The organism is Streptomyces sp. ME02-8801-2C (assembly GCF_033793965.1).
Taxonomy (GTDB): Bacteria; Actinomycetota; Actinomycetes; order Streptomycetales; family Streptomycetaceae; genus Streptomyces.
Window position 1 is genome coordinate 195,583 of sequence record NZ_JARAXP010000004.1, and the last position, 18,188, is coordinate 213,770.

General features: G+C 69.3%; 15 protein-coding genes and 1 pseudogene. 12 read left to right on the top strand and 4 right to left on the bottom strand.

Translation table 11 applies throughout. The annotated features are described in order from the left end of the window. Position 1: 1 nt before the first annotated feature. On the bottom strand, positions 2 to 1,375 hold the full coding sequence (locus PV396_RS14170) for a sporulation protein (protein WP_319204408.1): 1,374 nt from the start codon (positions 1,373 to 1,375) through the stop codon (positions 2 to 4). A 207-nt stretch (positions 1,376 to 1,582) separates the two neighbouring features. On the opposite strand from PV396_RS14170, the gene PV396_RS14175 reads away from it, so the two are divergent. Together PV396_RS14175 and PV396_RS14180 are read left to right on the top strand one after the other, a co-directional pair. Further along, on the top strand, positions 1,583 to 2,137 hold the full coding sequence (locus PV396_RS14175) for an ATP-binding protein (protein WP_319204410.1): 555 nt from the start codon (positions 1,583 to 1,585) through the stop codon (positions 2,135 to 2,137). A gap of 328 nt (positions 2,138 to 2,465) precedes the next feature. Further along, on the top strand, positions 2,466 to 2,744 hold the full coding sequence (locus PV396_RS14180) for a hypothetical protein (RefSeq protein WP_319204412.1): 279 nt from the start codon (positions 2,466 to 2,468) through the stop codon (positions 2,742 to 2,744). Between the two features lie 407 nt (positions 2,745 to 3,151). Here PV396_RS14180 and PV396_RS14185 read toward each other — a convergent pair whose 3' ends face one another. Next, positions 3,152 to 3,931, bottom strand: a complete 780-nt coding sequence (locus tag PV396_RS14185; RefSeq protein WP_319204415.1) for a GntR family transcriptional regulator — start codon at positions 3,929 to 3,931, stop codon at positions 3,152 to 3,154. Positions 3,932 to 4,095: 164 nt separating this feature from the next. Here PV396_RS14185 and PV396_RS14190 point away from each other — a divergent pair, with 164 nt between their 5' ends. Genes PV396_RS14190 through PV396_RS14205 form a run of 4 tightly spaced genes read left to right on the top strand, consistent with a single transcriptional unit; the run spans position 4,096 to position 7,624 of the window. After that, a complete protein-coding gene (locus PV396_RS14190; protein ID WP_319204417.1) occupies positions 4,096 to 4,434 on the top strand; it encodes a hypothetical protein in 339 nt (112 codons plus the stop codon). Further along, a complete protein-coding gene (locus tag PV396_RS14195) occupies positions 4,434 to 5,738 on the top strand; it encodes an FtsK/SpoIIIE domain-containing protein (RefSeq protein WP_319204419.1) in 1,305 nt (434 codons plus the stop codon). Before PV396_RS14190 ends, PV396_RS14195 begins: the two co-directional genes overlap by 1 nt. Next, the gene (locus tag PV396_RS14200; protein WP_006376424.1) at positions 5,735 to 5,932 is read left to right on the top strand and encodes a hypothetical protein; all 198 of its coding nucleotides are present in this window, start codon (positions 5,735 to 5,737) and stop codon (positions 5,930 to 5,932) included. The genes PV396_RS14195 and PV396_RS14200 overlap by 4 nt, the downstream gene beginning before the upstream one ends. Positions 5,933 to 5,977: 45 nt before the next feature. Continuing rightward, complete coding sequence (locus tag PV396_RS14205; protein ID WP_319204422.1) at positions 5,978 to 7,624, top strand: replication initiator; 1,647 nt, start codon at positions 5,978 to 5,980, stop codon at positions 7,622 to 7,624. A 202-nt stretch (positions 7,625 to 7,826) separates the two neighbouring features. Here PV396_RS14205 and PV396_RS14210 read toward each other — a convergent pair whose 3' ends face one another. Continuing rightward, complete coding sequence (locus PV396_RS14210) at positions 7,827 to 9,440, bottom strand: recombinase family protein (protein ID WP_319204424.1); 1,614 nt, start codon at positions 9,438 to 9,440, stop codon at positions 7,827 to 7,829. Between the two features lie 622 nt (positions 9,441 to 10,062). Here PV396_RS14210 and PV396_RS14215 point away from each other — a divergent pair. Next, positions 10,063 to 10,257 (top strand): hypothetical protein, encoded by a 195-nt coding sequence (locus tag PV396_RS14215; protein WP_319204427.1) that lies wholly within the window; start codon positions 10,063 to 10,065, stop codon positions 10,255 to 10,257. Here PV396_RS14215 and PV396_RS14220 read toward each other — a convergent pair. Continuing rightward, a complete protein-coding gene (locus PV396_RS14220; protein ID WP_319204429.1) occupies positions 10,212 to 10,988 on the bottom strand; it encodes a methyltransferase domain-containing protein in 777 nt (258 codons plus the stop codon). The two genes, PV396_RS14215 and PV396_RS14220, sit on opposite strands and share 46 nt — an antisense overlap. 69 nt (positions 10,989 to 11,057) lie before the next feature. On the opposite strand from PV396_RS14220, the pseudogene PV396_RS14225 reads away from it, so the two are divergent. From PV396_RS14225 to rplU, 5 genes and pseudogenes are all read left to right on the top strand, one after another. Next, a pseudogene (locus PV396_RS14225) lies at positions 11,058 to 11,231 on the top strand (RNA-guided endonuclease TnpB family protein); the annotation flags it as partial. A gap of 101 nt (positions 11,232 to 11,332) precedes the next feature. Beyond that, on the top strand, positions 11,333 to 12,502 hold the full coding sequence (locus tag PV396_RS14230) for a hypothetical protein (RefSeq protein ID WP_319204430.1): 1,170 nt from the start codon (positions 11,333 to 11,335) through the stop codon (positions 12,500 to 12,502). Between the two features lie 139 nt (positions 12,503 to 12,641). Then, complete coding sequence (locus PV396_RS14235; RefSeq protein ID WP_319204432.1) at positions 12,642 to 13,430, top strand: TIGR03936 family radical SAM-associated protein; 789 nt, start codon at positions 12,642 to 12,644, stop codon at positions 13,428 to 13,430. A gap of 263 nt (positions 13,431 to 13,693) precedes the next feature. Beyond that, positions 13,694 to 17,539 (top strand): Rne/Rng family ribonuclease, encoded by a 3,846-nt coding sequence (locus PV396_RS14240; protein WP_319204434.1) that lies wholly within the window; start codon positions 13,694 to 13,696, stop codon positions 17,537 to 17,539. A 314-nt stretch (positions 17,540 to 17,853) separates the two neighbouring features. After that, positions 17,854 to 18,174: a 50S ribosomal protein L21 gene (rplU, locus tag PV396_RS14245; RefSeq protein WP_007381993.1), complete on the top strand. Its 321-nt coding sequence runs from the start codon at positions 17,854 to 17,856 to the stop codon at positions 18,172 to 18,174. Positions 18,175 to 18,188: the final 14 nt, after the last annotated feature.

Below are 18,188 nucleotides of genomic sequence, written 5' to 3' on the forward strand. Positions count from 1 at the left end.
GTTACTCGTCGTCCTCCAGGCGGGCAAGTGCATCGCGGACCTGGTTGTTGAAGGCGGCCACAACTGGGTTCGTCGTGTGGGTGCTCACCTCGGCCTGGAAGTCGGTCACGTAGCGCTGGAAGCGGGTGGACTGGAGGGTGTCGCCGCCGTCCACGGCCAGGCTGGCTGTTGTGACGGCGGCTTCCAGGTCACCGTTCAGGAGGTGGCTTTGGGCGAGCACCATGCGGCAGAAGCCGAGGGTGCGGGCGTACTTCGGGTCGGTGTCGTCGACTGCGCGTTGGGCTGCTGTCACGGACTCCCGGCGCATTTTGAGGTCGCGGAAGCAGTGGCAGATTTCTCCCATGAGTTCCGCGGAGTCGAAGTAGCCGAGCCACGTGGGGTCTTCGGCGGTGTCTGCGCGTTCGAAGTAGCGTTCCGCTTCGTTCATCGCGCGTCCGGCGCCGATCGGGTCGCCTGCGTTGGACAGTGCGCGGGCCTCCATCGCGGAGTTCAGTGCCATCGCTCGTGGTGTGGCTCGGCCTTTGGCGCCCTCGACTGCAGCACGCGAGAGCCGGATGGCTTGGGCGTGGTTGCCGAGGTAGTTGGCCTGGTGGCTGAGGTTGCCGAGGATGCGGGCGCCGAACATGCGGTCGTCGATGACCTGGGAGAGGCGGAGTGTGGAGGTGAGGTAGCGGTGGGCGAGTCGGTGGTTTCCGGTGTCGTACGCGGTCCACGCAAGCAGCTGGGAGACTTCGGCGGCGGCGCCGAATAACGCTGTACCCACCTTTTCGCTGTAGCTGGCGTCCAGCAGGGGCAGGACTTCGTGGCGGAAGTAGTGGCGCAGTGCTTTGTGGCCGTGGCCTCCGCCGTACTTGAAGTCGAGTTGCATGAACATGCTGGCGGCGTCTCTGATCGCGCGTACGTCCCGCATGCCGATGCGTTGGCCGGCGGGCTTGTCGGCCTGGATGCCGTCGGGGCGCGCGATCATCCATGACAGGACAGCGGAGTTGAGGTCGGCTTCCGCAACCGTCAGTTGGTCGGATGCGGGGGCTTCGGCGCGCTGGTCGGCCAGTTCTGCCAGCATCGACAGCACATCGGGGACCGTGCCGGGGTAGCCAACCTGCTGCGGGGTGCTTGGACGCGAGTGATCGAAGAAACCGAGATCGCCCGGTGTGATGCGGCGGCCCAGCTTGGCGGAGAGTGCGTCCGCCATGATCGCCGCTGTCTGCGGCTGGATACCGGAGCCGTCCCGCCATCGCTGCACGGCGACGTGGGTCGTCCCGAGACTCACTCCTCGCTGGGCAGCGGTGTCCTGCATCCGCTTCGCGAGACCCTTGTTCGAAACTTGCGCCTCGCCCATGACGGCGATCAGCTGTGTGTTCGGCTCTCGGCTCATGCTCCCCTGCCAACCCGAGAATGACAGCGAGTGTCCATCGTGTCACAGCAGTCTCGTCTTGGGGGGTTCATTGGTGAACCCCCCTTGCGCTGGCCGGTGTTCACGTGAACCCCCTGGTGAACGCTCCCGCCTGCGCTTCGTGCGTCGTTCACTGGTCGGCACAGATCGACGGGCCACAGGGCCTGTCAGTGCTCGGGAGGGGACGCGGTGGAAGCACAGCAGAGCAGACACGCAGCGAATACGGCGGCGGTGGGTGCTCCGCGTCGTTCGATTCATGATCCGGCAAACGGACACTTCCGGGCTCTGACGCTCTTTGCTGAGTCGCCGGACTGCGTCAAGGCTGCGCGGGACATGGTCGGCTCGTACCTCACGACCTGGCACCTGGAGCACGCGGTGGACGACGCACGGCTCGTCGTATCGGAACTGGTCGGCAACGTCGTTCATCACGCGGTGCCGGACAACCGGCTGGCCCTGCCTGGATCCGGGCGGCGCATCGACGTGTCGCTGATGACCTATCCGGAAGTGCTGGTCATCGGGGTCTCGGATGAGGACTCGACGCAGCCGGACCTCCCGGCTGGTGAGTTCTTCTCGCCCGATCTTGCGGGCAGTTTCTCCGAAGCGTTGCTGCCGGACCGGGGACGTGGGCTGCTGATCGTTCAGCGGCTGGCGGACGCGGTGTGGTGGTCGCCGGGGGTCAGGGCCGGCAAGACGGTGTGGTGCCGTCTGGACCTCGACCGTCTATGGGCTGAGAACTCGGCCTGACCGACCCCGGGTCGCCGCCCCGTTCTGCTCCCTCGCGATCGGGAGTGGACGGCGATCCGGTCAACGGCCGGAGTCTGACCAATCCGGCCAAGGGGCGCGGCTCCTCGGAGTTCCGGGAGCTCCCCTCCCATACCGGGGGGCCGCGCTTCACAACCTCATACCGAGACCGGACCACCCCCTCGCCTGGCAGCTATCGGGGTGGTCCGGGAGGGGACGCGACGGTCCCCGGTGCCTGATGGTACCGGGGCCGTCGCGTTGCGTCGCTTCTGGCCCTGGAATCAACGGAGTTGATGATCCATTACCTGCAACAGGGCTGAGGTGAACAGGCGTGAATGACTCGGGTGAGGACTGGATCCATGACGGCTTGGACGATGTGGCGGGCACGGATTCGGGACTGTGGGTGTCCGGCGTCGACTACATCGCGGGCTGGCGTGAGGCGCGTGAGGCTGCCGACCGGCTGAACCGTGCGCTGCTCGGTACCGGGTTCGAACTGTCGGCCGTGCGCGCGGTCGCCTCGGTGGACGAGAGCGGGTGTGGAGTCGTTCGGCTTGCGGGCTGGCCGGATGCCGTCAACAGGCTCGCCGCGCTCCTGGAGTCGGTGGCATGAAACGCCCTTTCGCTGATGAGTGGCGCGGGTGGCCGCGTCGCCGGCCGCAGAGACTTTGGGCGGGAGCTGCCATGGGGCGAGTGAACAGGGGGCCTTACGCTCGCCAGCGGATCGGGCAGTCCTTGGAGCTGCCCGCAATAGCCCGATCGGCCCCCTGTTCTTCGAGGCTCGCCCCATGGTGGCTGCCTAAAGTCTCGGAGGCCGTCGACCCCCGGCCCACCACACCCCGGCTGGGAACGGCCGGTCGACGCTCTGATTCCTCCGGCGTGCTGCGGTGTGGGGCGGCTGGCGTCCGGACGGGATCGGCGGCCACGCCGCACGCCCGGCCGGGGCGGCCGGGCGCCCCGGCGCGCCGCAGGCGCGCCCTTGAGGAAGTGAAGGCTGTTTCGACCGATGACCGTTGGGGCTCAGGCGCGGGCGCGTCGTGCGGGCTGTTTGTCGGCGGTGATCCGGTAGGCGAGTTCGGCACGGTCCGCCCCGGTGCGCAGTTCTTCGAGGATCAGGGGGCGGCCGTCGGTGCCGTGCGTGACGCGGGCCAGGTGCAGGACCGGGATCGCGTCCGGCAGGCGGAGCGTGGTCCGCTCGTCGGGAAGCGGCATACGGGCCCGGACCGTCTCGGACCACGTCAGCTTCTGTCCGTCCTGGGTGAGCAGTCCGTAGATAGCTGCCAGGTGCGTGGAGGGCTCCTCGGCGAGCGTCGGGATGGCCTCAGCGGTCGTGAAGGGGATCAGCGTGCGGTGCATGGCGCGCGTCCCGGAACCTGGGTCGATCAGGAGGCGGTCGCATCCGAACAGGGCTTCTTCCGCGCCGAGTTGGAGGAGTCGGCCGGTGTCCTTCGTGGTGCGTGTGCGGTAGGCGGCCGGCTCCTCGGCCTCGTCCCAGACATCGCCGCCCGGCATCACGAACGTGCCCTCGGTGGTACGGGTGATGCGGCGTTCGAGGGTGAGGGCGGGCTGTCCGCTGGAGCGAACGAAGCTGCCTTTGCCGTGGCGGACGTCGATCAATCCTTCCGAGCGCAGGGCGGCAATCGCGTTGCGGACGGTGGGGCGGGATACGCCGTAGCGGGCCATGAGCTGGGCCTCGGACGGCACCAGGGAATCAGGCGGGAACTCGCCCGCCAGGATGGCTTCCCTGATGGCGGCGGCCACCTGCTGGTAGAGGGCTCCGGGGCGCTGGATCTCCGACATGGCGGCATCTCCGGGTTCAGGTCGTAGTCACGTCGCACGCGCGACATCACTCGTCAGCATAAGTAGTTGCGTCCTCGCCGTACAGCACTTCATAGTCATCACTCGTAAGGACAAGTGACGTCTGAATATGTCAGGCGTTCCGACTGGCCAAGGAGGCCAACGACATGCAGTCCATTCCCGTGGACACCGGGCGGCTCGGCGTACTGCGCTGCGCCATCGCCCCCGAAGTGAAGATCAGCAACCAGGAGACACAGGAGATCAAGAAGGACCGGGACGGCAACCCCGTCTACACCGTCGCCGTCACCGTGCGCCAGGACCGGCGGCGCATCTCCGTCATCGAGATCGCCGTCACCGGCGAACCCAAAGGCATCGAGGAAGGCATGATCCTCAAGGTCACCGGGCTGACCGCCTTCATGTGGGCGATGGGTGACCGGCACGGCGTCAGCTTCCGCGCCGACGCCGTCACCCCCATCTCCGGCGCCTTAAAGGCCGGTGGTGCGTGATGACCGCCATCCTCTCTCTCACCCTCGCGCTAGTCGTCCTCGTCTGGGTGCTGGGCGGCGGTGATCTGCTGCGAAGGCATCGCCCGGTCTGGCACTGGTACCTCGCCGGATACCCGGCCGCTGCCTGGCGGGTGGTGTTCACCTGGCGCAAGATCGCGATGCTCACCGACCTGGCCGTGTCCCGCCGTCCGCCGCGCGGGCTCCTCGGTGACCTGGTCGTCAAGGGCGATCCGCTGCGGCCGGTGGCACCGAAGATCTCATTCCCTCGTCCGACGCGTGCCGGGCTGAGCGTGGTGGTGCGGCTGCACGCGGGCCAGACCCCCGCCATGTACCTGAAGGCGGCCGATGCCCTCGTACACGCGTGGAAAGTTCACGCGGTGCGGGTCACCTCACCAGAACGGGGACTGGCGCTGCTGACAGCGACGGCCACCGATCCACTGCAACGCCCCGGCCTGGCCACCGCCCCGCCCGCCCTGCTCTCCGCCCTCATCGGCGTCCTGGAGAGCGGCGGCGCCTGGGTGATGGATCTCCTAGTGGTGCCGCACTGGCTGATCGCCGGCGCCACCCGGTCGGGCAAATCGACCCTGCTGGCCCGGCTGATCACCCAACTCGCCCCGCAACCCGTCGCCCTGGTCGGCATCGACTGCAAAGGCGGCATGGAACTCGGCCTGTTCACCCAACGGCTCAGCGCACTGGCCACGAGTCGCCGTGAGGCGGTCGCCGTGCTCACCGCGCTCGTGGTCGACATGCAGGACCGGATGAGCGTCTGCCGGATGGCCGGCGCCCGCTCCATCTGGGAACTGCCCGTCAGGTTCCGGCCCGTACCGGTCGTCGTGATCGTCGACGAGATCGCGGAACTCTACCTGTCCGACGGCCGACGCGAGAGCAAAGCAGAAGCCGAACAGTGCTCCACCCTCCTGCTACGCCTGGCCCAACTCGGCGCCGCCCTCGGCATCCACCTGGTCGTCGCCGGCCAACGCGTCGGCTCCGACCTCGGCCCCGGCGTCACCGCACTGCGCGCGCAACTCGGCGGACGCATCTGCCACCGGGTCAACGACCCCGGCACCGCCGAAATGATCCTCGGCGACCTCAACAAAGACGCCGTGGCCATCGCCCAGACGATCACCGCTCAGGAACAGGGCGTCGCCGTGTGCACCGGACCGGACGGCGACTGGAACCGCGCCCGCTCCCACCTCACCCCCACCCAAGAAGCCATAGCGGTCACCCGTAAGCACGCGGGCCTGGTGCCCGAACTGCCCACCGTCACCCGCGCACTCGCCGCCCTCGAAGGAGACTCCCAATGATCAGCACAGGTGCCGCCGTGTCCCTCGTCGTGGTCTTCGGGATCATCACCTTCCTCCTCGTCCGCGCCCGCGACGTCCGCGCCTGGGAAGCCGTCTGCATCGCCCTGTTCGGCCTCTACCTCGGCCAGACCCCCGTCAGCCTCACCATCAACGGCTTCGTCACCTGGGTCCTCAGCGGCTTCTCCCACTTCTAGACCACGCAGGAAGGGACATACGGCCATGCCTATGCGCCGCGTGAGATGCACCGTCTGCAAGGGCGACGGAGCACGCAAGACCTGGACCGGACGGTTGCGCCGCTGCCGCGTCTGCCGGGGCACCGGAACCATCCGCTGAACCCACCAACCTGCCAACCGCCCGACCGCACAAGGAGTGATCCCCATGACCCACACCCCGCCACCCACCCACATCCGTGCCGCTGCGGCGGCCCACCCCGGAAGGTCACCACCATCACCCCGGACCACCCCACCCCGGCCGACAGGCGCGCCGTCCTCGACCGCGCGGCGCGCCTGCGCCACCTCCCCGAAACAGACCGAGACGCACTCCGCATCGCCCAACACCCCCAATTCACACGCTGGCTGGAGCAGATCACCGCTACCGGCGGCTGCGCCCACCCGATCCACCTCTCCGGGTCGACCACGACGCTGGATACGGCAACGGGCGAGATCCTCCGCCACTACGACACCCGCACCGAACCCGGCGAACGCCTCTCCGTCCGCTGCCGCAACCGACGCGCGAGTGTCTGCGCCCCCTGCTCCCGACTCCACGCGGGCGATACCTTCCACCTCGTCCGCGCGGGCCTGATCGGCGGCAAGAACATCCCCGCCACCATCCGCAACCGCCCCCGCCTCTTCATCACTCTGACCGCGCCTTCGTTCGGGCCGGTCCACCGTGCCGGGAACGAACGTTGCCGACCGCGCCGCGACGGCGGAACCTGCGACCACGGACGTCCCCTCGGCTGCGGCGCCGTCCACGCCCCGGATGCTCCGGCCGTCGGCCAACCCCTGTGCCCCGACTGCTACGACTACAGCGCCCATGTGCTGTGGCACGCGCACGCATCGAAGCTGTGGGACCGGTTCGTCATCGACGTCCGCCGCCGCCTCGCCTCCTCAGTCGGCCTCGTACAGTCCCGCTTCGCCGACCACGCCCGACTGTCCTTCGCCCGCGTCGCCGAATACCAGAAACGCGCGGCCGTCCACGTACACGCCGTCGTCCGCCTCGACGGCCCAAACGGACCCGATGACGAACCCCCGGCCTGGGGCACTGCGCAACTGCTCACCGACGCCGTACGAGCCTCCGCCGGACGGGTCCTGGTCCACACCCCCTACAGCCCGGCCGTGGGCGAGCTGGCCCTGCGCTGGGGCGTCCAGGTCGACGCCCGTCAACTGCACACCGACGGCGACGGCCCCGACGACGACGCCGTGGCCGCGTACGTCGCCAAGTACGTCACCAAAGGCGCGAGCGAGACAGGCGCCGGCACCGACCACCCCCTCACCACCAGGGACGACATCGACGCCGCACCCGTCAGCGAACACGTGCGCACCCTCATGCACACCTGTTGGCGCCTCGGCGGCCTCCCCGAGTACGAGCCGCTCCGCCTCCGCGCCTGGACCCACACCCTCGGCTACCGCGGCCACATCCTCACCAAATCCCGCGCCTACTCGACCACCTACGCAGCACTCCGCGCCGAACGCGCCCACCACGTCGGCCACGCCGACATCCCCGACACGGTCACCGAACGGAACTGGCGCTACGTCGGCTCCGGCCACACCCCAGGTGCCGCACTCATCGCCGCCGGAATCGCCGAAGACATCGCAGAGTCTCGACGACTCGGCTCAGAAGCGAGACAGGAAGGGGGTGGGGCCGATAGCCGCGCTCCCCGCCCCTGAGTCTCGGAACCCGTTGCGCCCGGCCGTACCTCACGGTTCGGACGAGAAGCACACGAGCTTGATCGAAAGCGAGATCGTGATCGTGGACGAATACGGCAACGAGACACCGTTCGACCCGGAGTTAGGGTTCGAGTGAGACGAGAAGCCGCCTCCCCATACATCTCGGGGAGGCGGCTTCCTTGTGTGCGTCGGCTGGACGCCGTCAGAAGGCTTCCGCGAAGTCGTCCTCTCGGATCACCAGACGCTCGCGTACGTCCTTGGGGATCAACAGTCGGAGGTGGACCTTCGGGGCCCGCACCTTCGGCACCTTCGTGCGGGTGACCTCGCACCGGATGCCGACTCGGTACAGGTCGGCGGCCATGGCTTCCATGCCGCCTTCCTGCCAGTGCTCTCGGAAGGTTTTCCCGCCATGGACGTGGACCCATCGGTCCTTCGCCGTCTCGGGGTCGACGGCTTCGAGCTCTCCAATGAGCTTGTCGAGCGTCGCCTCTGCCTGCTCCTTCGTGAACCGGTTCTTCGTGTACCGGCCCTCGGGTTCGAGCTCCTTCATATAGAGGGCGATGGACTCCTGGAGACGCTTGACCTCCCGCCGGACTTCGGCGCCCTCGGCGTACTGGCGAACCTGCACGGGGAAGTCCCCGAGGACCTGCAGTACGTCTTCCACTAGGCGCTCGTAGACCCGCTCGGGGTTGGGTGCGCCGAGCCCTCCGCTCTTGCAGTTGCGGCACCGTAGGTAGTGGTAGGTCCCCCATGTGTTGTTCGTGATCTGCACAGTCATGTTCGTCTTGCACTCGGCGCACAGGAGGACGCCGAGGAACTGAGTTGCTCCGCCGACACGACGCGGAGGTTGGTTCTTCTTGCGCTTGTCGAGAGCGGCACCGAGGGTCTCGAACTCCTCCTCGGTGAAGATGGGGGGAGCGACCCTGATCGGCTTGCCGTCCTTGCCGAGGATCGTCTTCGAGCGCCGTTGTCCTCCCTGCTTTTCCTCTTCTACTCGGTGTCCGAGGAGCGCAGGGTTACGGAGACGGCGGTGCAGCGTTGCCACGGTGAGTCCCTGGCTCATGAGACCGGACCGCTTCAGGCAGCGCACCATGAACCGGGCGGAGCGTCCTCGAAGCGCCATGCGCCGAGCCCAGTGCAGTGCCTTGTGCGCCTCGGGCTCGATGACGAGACCGACTTTCCCTGACGCGTCCTCGCCTGTGACGTATCCGTACGTCGGCTTGCCGATGATCCATTCTTCCTGCGTCTTCGCGTAGTCCCACAGGCTCGTGACGCGGGTGGAGGTGTTGGCCGCTTCGATCTCGGCGATGCCGCCAATGATCGTGACCATGATCTTTCCGGCGGTCGTCGTGAGATCAAGGCTGTCGTTCTTCGAGACCAGATTCTTCCCGCGCTTCAAGCTCCACTCGATCATCGTCGAGAGATCGGAGAGGCGACGGACGAAGCGGTCCAGCTTCCAGAACAAGAGCTCGTCGAACTCGGGGGAGCGGTTGTTCAGCCAGTCCCCGAGTTCCTTCCTCTTCCATGGCGGAACCTTCGTGGCCGACACGTTCAGATCGGAGGCGACGCCGACGACTCGGCAGCGTCGCTCTCTGGCCAGGATGCGGAGGTCAAGTTCCTGCCGCACCGGTGACGTTGTTTCGTCCGTCAGTACGGAAAGGCGGATGGATAAGAGGGCCCGAGGTGCGTCCTCAGGAAGTTGAGCCTCTGCCTTCCTCAACTCCTCCAAGAGTGCGCGATCTGCGTCTGTCCACTCCGCCTCGACCGAGTACTGCCTCTGGTCGGCTGCTGTGCGCTTCCGCGTGTGTGTCCCCATGTAAGGAAGGTAGAGCTGGTTTTAGGCGTGTGTCCATATGGCCGCAGATGGACACGTCCATCCAGATCGGACCCACGGGCAAGAAGCTGCTGCCCCTGACCGTGAAGCAGCCGGCGGCCACCGGGCACGCGCACTGAGTCCGACAGCTGAGCCCCCTTCCCGAGAGCGAGTGGAAGGGGGCTCGGTGCTGTGCGCGTGACGGTGTCGCGGTCAGCGCATGAAGCGGCGGTTGTCGTCGTTGCCCGCTTCGGGGGAGTTCAGCGGCTGCCAGGCCAGGCCAGGGTCGGGAGTGTGGGGTTGGGGTAGGTCAGGGTGGCCGGAGTGGCGTTGGTGTGGTTCTCCGTGCAGATGATCTCGAAGACCTGACCCGTGGTCGTCAGGATGTCGATCTTGATGCCCGTCAGGTCCTGATTGCCGGAGCTGTGTTCGTTGATCGAGACACCCCAGGCGAAGCCCGGCAGGCCGCCGTTCGGATAGCTTGTTCTGTCGCGGGCATCCTGCCCATGGCGGCCCGGAGGGTCGCAGCGGCATGGCTGGAATTGCCTTGTCGGACAACGGAGGGGAAGTCAGGCCTGCGGAGGCCACGTAAGACCGATCCTCGGGCAGGTGAGGGCGTCAATGGGTGGGTGACTGCACGGCCTCGATCGAGGCGTGCGACACGCTGCGGGGCATGCCGGACCTGCCCGAGGCGATCCGTCGGCAGACGGTACTCAACCGCGAGTTCGCGGTCGCTCAGGCCGTCGCCACGGTGCCCGGGCCGTCCGGCGGCCGTCACGGGCGGGAGCAGACCACCGTGACCAGGGTGAACGAGGCGTAAAAGGGCCCGTGGGCGAGGCCGGCGAACCAGGCCTCGCCCCGCGTCCGGTCGATGTGCCCCTCGGCGATGGCCTGTTGCATGTTGCGGCCGAGGCCGAGGGTGTGGTCGCCGTGCTCGAAGTCGGTGAAGACCGGGGTGGTGGCGATCGCCGTCTCGACGCGGAAGCCCGCCTTGACCGCGAGGTGGGCGAGCCGGCGCCCGACGGTGGCGTGGCGGACCACCTTCTCGGTGGTGTACCGGGTGAAGGCGCGGCTCGTCTCCAGGTCCTGCGCGTCCACCGCCAGGGTGTCCCAGTCGGGTTCCACCAGGCCGATGAGGGCGCCGGGGCGGGTGGCGGTGTGCAGTTGGGCCAGCACGTCCGCGGGGGACCGTACATGCATCAGAACCCGGTCGATCTTGGCGCGGTCCACTGTTCGGGGCTCCACGGGCAGGGCGTGCGCGTCCGCCTCCCGGATGTCCACCGTGCTCATGGCGGCGGTGCGCCGACGGGCGGTCGCCAGCATCGCGGGGTCCTGGTCCACTCCGATCACCCGGCCGCTCACGCCCACGCGTTCGGCGAGGGCCGGAAGGTCGGTGCCGGGTCCGCAGCCCACGTCCAGGACGGTGTGGCCCGCGCGGAGGTCCAGCAGGTCGAGCAGCCGCTGCTTGTACGCCCGCCCGGCGTCCTCGGAGGCGGCGCGCAGCATGTAGGAGGCCTGGTCGGGCCTGGATACACCGAGAGTCTTCGACATGGGTGCCAGGGTGTCAGGGTGTCGGTCGAACCGTTGCTCACTTGGCATCGAGTGGGTTCAGTGGGGCCTCAGTGCGGAGCGAGAACCAAGCACGCACTTCCTCCTTCGGAACGTACCTACACCTGCACCGCGTGCGCAGTGGTCTCCCCTAGGGATAAGAACTCCGCCGGCGTGATGCTCGTCCGGGCTGGTCTCAACCCGGCTGGTGCTGAGCGCGTAAGACCCCTGGGAGGGCTGCTCCCCGGAGGCAGCCTGAGCCAGGAATCCCCTCCCATCAGGGAAGGGAGGATGTCAATTTTCGGATACACCGCATCCGGACGGGGGGTTGGCGCGTCCTTGTCGATATGGATCTGGAGAAACCGGCCGCCGGGGCACGGCAGCCCCAGCGGCAGCCCGAAGGGTGCCTGGTCGTTGCGATTCGCATTCCTGTGCGGATCGTCGTGCTCGTGCTGGTCGTGCCGGTGCGGATGGTGTGGGACGGCCTGGTCGTCGGCTGGCGGCTTCTGACGGACGCGGTGCTGCGGCCCCTCGGTCGGGCGCTGGCGTGGATCGCGCGGGCCGTCTTCGTCTGGCCGTTCGTCGGGCTGTGGCGGTATGTCGTCGTCCCCCTCGGCAAGGCCTTGGGGTGGCTCGGCAACGTGCTCGTCGTCGTACCGCTGGTGTGGCTCTTCCGGTATGTGCTGACGCCTCTCGGCCAGGGCATCGCCTGGGTGTTCGTGGGGATCGGCGCCGGGCTCGGGTGGATCTACGCGCGCGTGCTCACGCCTGTGGGGCACGCGGTGCTGTGGGTGCTCAGGGTGCTCGGGACGGGGATCGCCGCGCTCGGGCTCGGGGTGTACGCCGTCGTCGCGTGGCTCGCGCGGTACCTGGTCGTCGTCCCCGCGCAGTGGCTGTACGAGTGGATCCTCACGCCGGTGGGGCGGGCGGTCGCCTGGTGTGCCCGGGGGGTCGCGTGGCTGGTCAGTACGGCGGTCGCCGGGGTCGCGTGGCTGGTCGGCATGGTGGTCACCGGCATCGGGTTCGTTCTGTACTGGGTGCTGCGCATCCTTCTCGTGCTGCCCGCGCTCGCGCTCTGGCGCTGGATCCTCGCGCCCATCGGACGCGTCCTCGTCGTCATCGGACGCGAGGTCGGTGACGCCCTCGGGCATGCGTGGCGCATCGCCGGGCACATCTCGCTCGCCGTCGGACGGTTCCTGGGAACCCTCCTTCGGTGGATCTTCGTGGAGCCCGTGCGCTGGGCGTACCGGACCGTGCTGACGCCCCTCGGGCACGTCGTACGGGACGCCGTTCTCCGGCCCGCCGCCGAGGCCGCGCGCAGTGTGGGCCGGGTCACCCGGCAGACGCTGACCGCCGCGCGGGACTCGGCCCGGCAGGCGCGCGCCGACTTCCGGCGGATGCTGTTCGGTGAGTCGCGGCAACCAGAAGCAGTGGCCCGGCGGGAACCGGCAGCAGCCGGAACGCGTACCCTTGAGAAGAGGTCCGGGCAAGAAGTGTCCCCGCCCACGCGGGGATGATTCGGACTGGACGACGCTGGGCAAGCGTCAGCCGCAATGCTCCCCGTGGACACGGGGATGTGCCACGGACCGCTGCTCGATCCAAGGAGAGGTACCACTGGGCAAGCGACAGCCCGAAGGCCCGCCGCCCGCACCTGCGGTGCAGCGCATCCGACTGCGCTACACCAAGCGTGGCCGCCTCCGGTTCACCAGCCACCGTGATTTCCAGCGCGCCTTCGAGCGTGCGCTGCGCCGCGCCGAGGTGCCGATGGCTTACTCGGCGGGGTTCACGCCGCATCCGAAGGTGTCGTACGCCAATGCCGCACCCACCGGCACGGGCAGTGAGGCGGAGTATCTGGAGATCGCGCTCACCGAAGCGCGCGATCCTGAAAGACTGCGCGAGCTGCTCGACGAGTCGCTGCCCACCGGGCTCGACATCGTCGACGCGGTCGAGGCCCGGACCTCCGGGCTCGCCGACCGGCTCACGGCTTCCGTATGGGAGCTGCGTCTGGAAGGTGTGGCGCCCGACGAAGCGCGCCGCGCCGTGGACACCTTCAACGCCGCCGAGACCGTCGAGGTCCAGCGCCTCGCCAAGAACGGCATGAGGACCTTCGACGCCCGAAGCGCCGTGGAGGGCCTCGAGGCGTGTGACGCACGTATCGAGACGGACGGTCCACAGGCCGATAGGCCTACCGACCAGCCCTGTGCGATACTGCGGCTGGTTGTTCGGCACGTGACGCCTGCCGTTCGACCCGACGACGTCCTGTCCGGTCTTCGCGCCGTGGCCGACCTGGCGCCGCCGGTCCCCGCAGGGGTGACCAGGCTGGCGCAGGGGCTGTTCGATGAAGAGACCGGCACGGTGACCGACCCGCTCGCGCCCGACCGCGAGGCAGCGGTGGCCCTCTCCATGGCCGCTCCGACTGCCGCCGCGTCGCAGGCGCCGGCGTAAGGAAGGTCCCGCGAAGGGACGCACGTCGTAGCGCCGCCCTCGTACTCGGGAGCCACCTGGGTCGGGCAGCGCACCGACCACAAGACTTTCGCCAGGCCGTACGCAACATGGCGTGCGGAACCGGCGAGACAGGACACAGAGAGCTCCCGTGCGGCGCCCGCGCCCCGGACGGCGGCACCGCGCACTGCGCGAGCCGCGGACGTCACCGGCATCCAAGCCGGACCAGGTGCGGCGCCCGGGAGCCTGACGGGAGAACCGCCCGCATGCTCGAACCGACCGAACCTGTTTCGGACCCCACCGAGGGTTCCGCACACGACACCCCCAGCGACACCCTGCCGCCGCGCCGTCGGCGCCGCGCCGCGTCCCGCCCCGCGGGACCGCCTGTCGCCGGGACCGAGGCCGCCGCCGCGGCCGAGACCACGGCGCCGGCCGTACCGGCCGCGGAGATCGACCAGCAGGTCGAGGAAACGGCAGCAGCGGAAGCTGCCGCCGCCGAGGCGCCCGCTCCTCGTACGCGGCGTCGGGCCACCCGGCGCGCTTCCGCACCCGCCGGTGCGCCCGCGAAGGCCGCCGAGGCGGTCGTCGAGGAACCGGCCGCCACCGCCGTATCCGCCCCGACTGCCGAGGAGAGCGGCGAGAAGGGCGAGGAGAACGCTGCCGTGGAGGCGCCCGCCGTGGTCGAGGAGGCCGCGCCCGCTCCGCGTGCGCGTCGCCGGGCCACCCGCCGGGTTTCCACGCCCGCCGCCGAGGCCGTGACCGAGGCAGCCGCCCCGGAGGCTCCCGCCCCCGTGGAGGAGCCGCCCGCGAAGGCCGCCGAGGCCGAGCCCTTGGTGGAGACCAAGCCCGAGACCAAGCCCGAGACCGAGGCCGTCGCCGAGGACGCGTCGCCGCGTCGCGGGCGTCGTCGGGTCGCCCGTAAGGCCGCCGTCGGGTTCTCCGCGCCCACGCCCGCCGTCTCGAACGGCGAGAACGAGAGCGGGCGGCGTCCCACGCGTCCCGCCGTCGCCGTGTTCCAGGCGCCCGTGTTCGCCGAGCCGATGTTCCAGACGCCCGAGCGGGCCGCCGCCGCGGCTGCCGCCGAGGCGGCGGAGGATCTCGCGGAGACCGAGGAAGAGGCCGTGGAGGCCCCGGTCGTCGAGACCGTCGTCGAGGAGCAGACGCCGCGCCGTCGCCGCCGCCGCCGGGGTGGCGACGAGGAGCCCGTGGCCGCCGCGCCCGTCGTGGCCGATGAGCCGGAGACGGAGTCGGTCGACGACGCCGACACCTACGAGTCCGCCGAGGACAGTGTCGACACGGACGACGACGGCGAGGAGGGCCCCGGTTCGCGCCGGCGCCGCCGCCGCGGTGGCCGTCGCAGGCGCCGGGGCGAGTCCGCCGACTCCGACCTCGAGTCCGGTGACGACGACTACGCCGGTGAGCAGGCCGCGCGGTCCGACGAGGACACCGCAGACGCCGTGGACACCGCCGACCAGGCGGACGAGGACGCCGAGGAGGACGAGCGCGACGAGCCGGGCGGTTCCGGTTCCGCCAGCAGCCGTCGTCGGCGCCGTCGTCGGCGTCGTGCCGGTGACGCCTCCGGCGAGAGCGAGGCGGTCCTGGGCGACAGCGACCCCGAGCGCACGGTCGTCAAGGTCCGTGAGCCGCGCGCCAAGCGGGACGAGCACCCGAGCGACGAAGTGCAGTCGATCAAGGGTTCGACCCGGCTCGAGGCAAAGAAGCAGCGCCGCCGGGAAGGCCGCGAGCAGGGCCGCCGCCGCGTCCCGATCATCACCGAGGCCGAGTTCCTGGCCCGCCGCGAGGCCGTCGAGCGCGTGATGGTCGTACGCCAGTACGGCGACCGCACCCAGATCGGCGTCCTCGAGGACAACGTGCTCGTCGAGCACTACGTCAACAAGGAGCAGGCGACCTCGTACGTCGGCAACGTCTACCTGGGCAAGGTCCAGAACGTGCTGCCGTCCATGGAGGCCGCGTTCATCGACATCGGCAAGGGGCGCAACGCCGTCCTGTACGCCGGTGAGGTCAACTTCGAGGCGCTGGGCATGGCCCACGGGCCGCGGCGCATCGAGAGCGCGCTGAAGTCCGGCCAGTCGGTGCTCGTGCAGGTCACGAAGGACCCGATCGGCCACAAGGGCGCACGACTGACCAGTCAGGTGTCGCTCCCGGGCCGCTACCTGGTCTACGTCCCCGAGGGGTCGATGACCGGCATCAGCCGCAAGCTGCCCGACACCGAGCGCGCGCGTCTGAAGACCATCCTCAAGAAGATCGTCCCCGAGGACGCGGGCGTCATCGTGCGTACCGCCGCCGAGGGCGCGAGCGAGGACGAGCTGCGCCGTGACGTCGAGCGGCTCCAGGCGCAGTGGGAGGACATCGAGAAGAAGTCGAAGAGCGGCGGCAGCTCGAACGCGCCGACCCTGCTGTACGGCGAGCCGGACATGACCGTCCGGGTCGTGCGCGACATCTTCAACGAGGACTTCACCAAGGTCATCGTCAGCGGTGACGAGGCCTGGCAGACCATCCACGGGTACGTGTCCCACGTCGCCCCGGACCTGGTCGACCGGCTGTCGAAGTGGACCTCCGAGGTCGACGTCTTCGCGACGTACCGCATCGACGAGCAGCTCGCCAAGGCGCTCGACCGCAAGGTGTGGCTGCCCAGCGGCGGCTCGCTGGTGATCGACAAGACCGAGGCGATGATCGTCGTCGACGTCAACACCGGCAAGTTCACCGGCCAGGGCGGCAACCTGGAGGAGACGGTCACCAGGAACAACCTGGAGGCGGCCGAGGAGATCGTGCGCCAGCTGCGGCTGCGCGACCTCGGCGGCATCGTCGTCATCGACTTCATCGACATGGTCCTGGAGTCCAACCGGGATCTGGTGCTGCGGCGCCTGCTGGAGTGCCTGGGCCGGGACCGTACGAAGCACCAGGTGGCCGAGGTCACCTCGCTCGGCCTGGTCCAGATGACCCGTAAGCGGGTCGGGCAGGGCCTCCTGGAGTCGTTCTCCGAGACCTGCGTCCACTGCAACGGCCGCGGTGTCATCGTGCACATGGAGCAGCCGACGGCCAGTGGTGGTGGCGGCAAGCGCAAGAAGCGCGGCCGTGGCGGTGCCGAGCTCGAGCACACGCACGAGCACGACGTGATCCTGGACGGGGCCGAGGAGGAGACCGACGCCGTCGAGGAGACCGAGGCCGAGGTCGCCGCCGAGGTCGCGGCTCCCGTCGCGCTGTCGGCGCCCGTCTTCGAGCCCGACGAGGAGCTGTACAACAGCGCCGCCGAGGCGGAGGCCGCGGCCGGCCGCGGTGGCCGTTCGAGGCGGCGTGCGAGCAGGCGCGCTTCGGCTCCGGCGGGAGCACCCCGGGCCGAGAGCCGTGGGGCGCAGGGGCGTGGCGCCGATGGGCGTGCCGCTGACGCTCGTACGGTCGAGCCCGCTGTCGCCGAGGCTTCGGTGGCGCCGGTCGCTCCTGAGGTTCCGGTGGTACCGGAGGCTGTCGCTCACGCCGAGCCCGTCGCTGTCGAGGATCCGGTCGTCGAGGCGCCGGTTGCCGAGGCGCCGGTCGCGGTGCAGGACGACGCGGCTCCCAAGGGGCGTACGCGTCGGCGGGCCACCCGCAAGGTGTCGGCGCCGGCCGGTTCGCCGAAGGCGGCGGACGAGGCTGTGGCCGAGACCGTGGTGGCGGTCGTCGCCGAGCCGGTCGCGGAGCCCGAGGCGGCTCCGGCTCCGGTCGAGGCGCCGGCGGAGGCCGTGGCGACCGACAGTGCCGCTCCGGCCAGGCCGCGGCGACGCGCCGTGCGCAAGGCCACCGCGCCCACCTCGTCCGCGGAAGCGGCCGTCGTGGTCGTCCCGGCGGCCACCGAGGCTTCGGCGCCTGTCGAGGCCGCCGAGGCCGAGGAAGCGGTTCCCGCCAAGAAGACGGCGCGCAAGACCGCCGCCAAGAAGGCGACCACGGCCAAGAAGGCCGCCGTGAAGAAGACGGCGGCGGTCAAGAAGACGGCTGCCAAGAAGACGACGACGGCCGCCAAGAAGACGACGGCGAAGAAGGCGGCGTCGAAGAAGACGGCCGCCGCGGCGGAGGCCCCGGCGCAGGAGTCGGTCTCGGCGGGCACGGAGAGCTGATCACCGCTGAGGCGATACAGCGATACAGCGATACGGCGGTATAGAGGTACGGAGGTCCGTCCGGGTTCGTTCCCGGGCGGGCCGCCGTGTTTGGGTGCCTCGCGTGGGGGGAAGTCCGCTCAGTTTGACCCGTTCAGGTCGGGCCCGTAATCTTGAGCGTCGGCGTGTCCAAGCTTCATCCACGACACGTCACATCCCCGTAAACCTTCATCCTCCTCAACATCGGGTATCCGGTGCGGTGGGAGAGGCCGTTCGCTTCTGCCGGGCGGCTGGACTGCGGGGGTGCCGTTCCCGAGCGAGAGAGTGAGATCCGCGTGTACGCCATCGTGCGCAGCGGTGGTCGCCAGCACAAGGTTGCTGTCGGCGACATCGTTGAGGTTGACAAGATTTCCACTGCCAAGGTTGGCGACACGGTCGAGCTCTCGACCCTGCTCGTTGTCGACGGCGACGCCGTGACCAGCGACCCGTGGGTCCTGGCCGGCATCAAGGTCCAGGCCGAGGTCGTGGACCACCACAAGGGCGTCAAGATCGACATCCTTCGCTACAAGAACAAGACCGGCTACCGCCGTCGTCAGGGCCACCGCCAGCAGTACACGGCGATCAAGGTCACTGAGATCCCCGCGGCTGCGAAGTAAGGGACTGAGGAGAC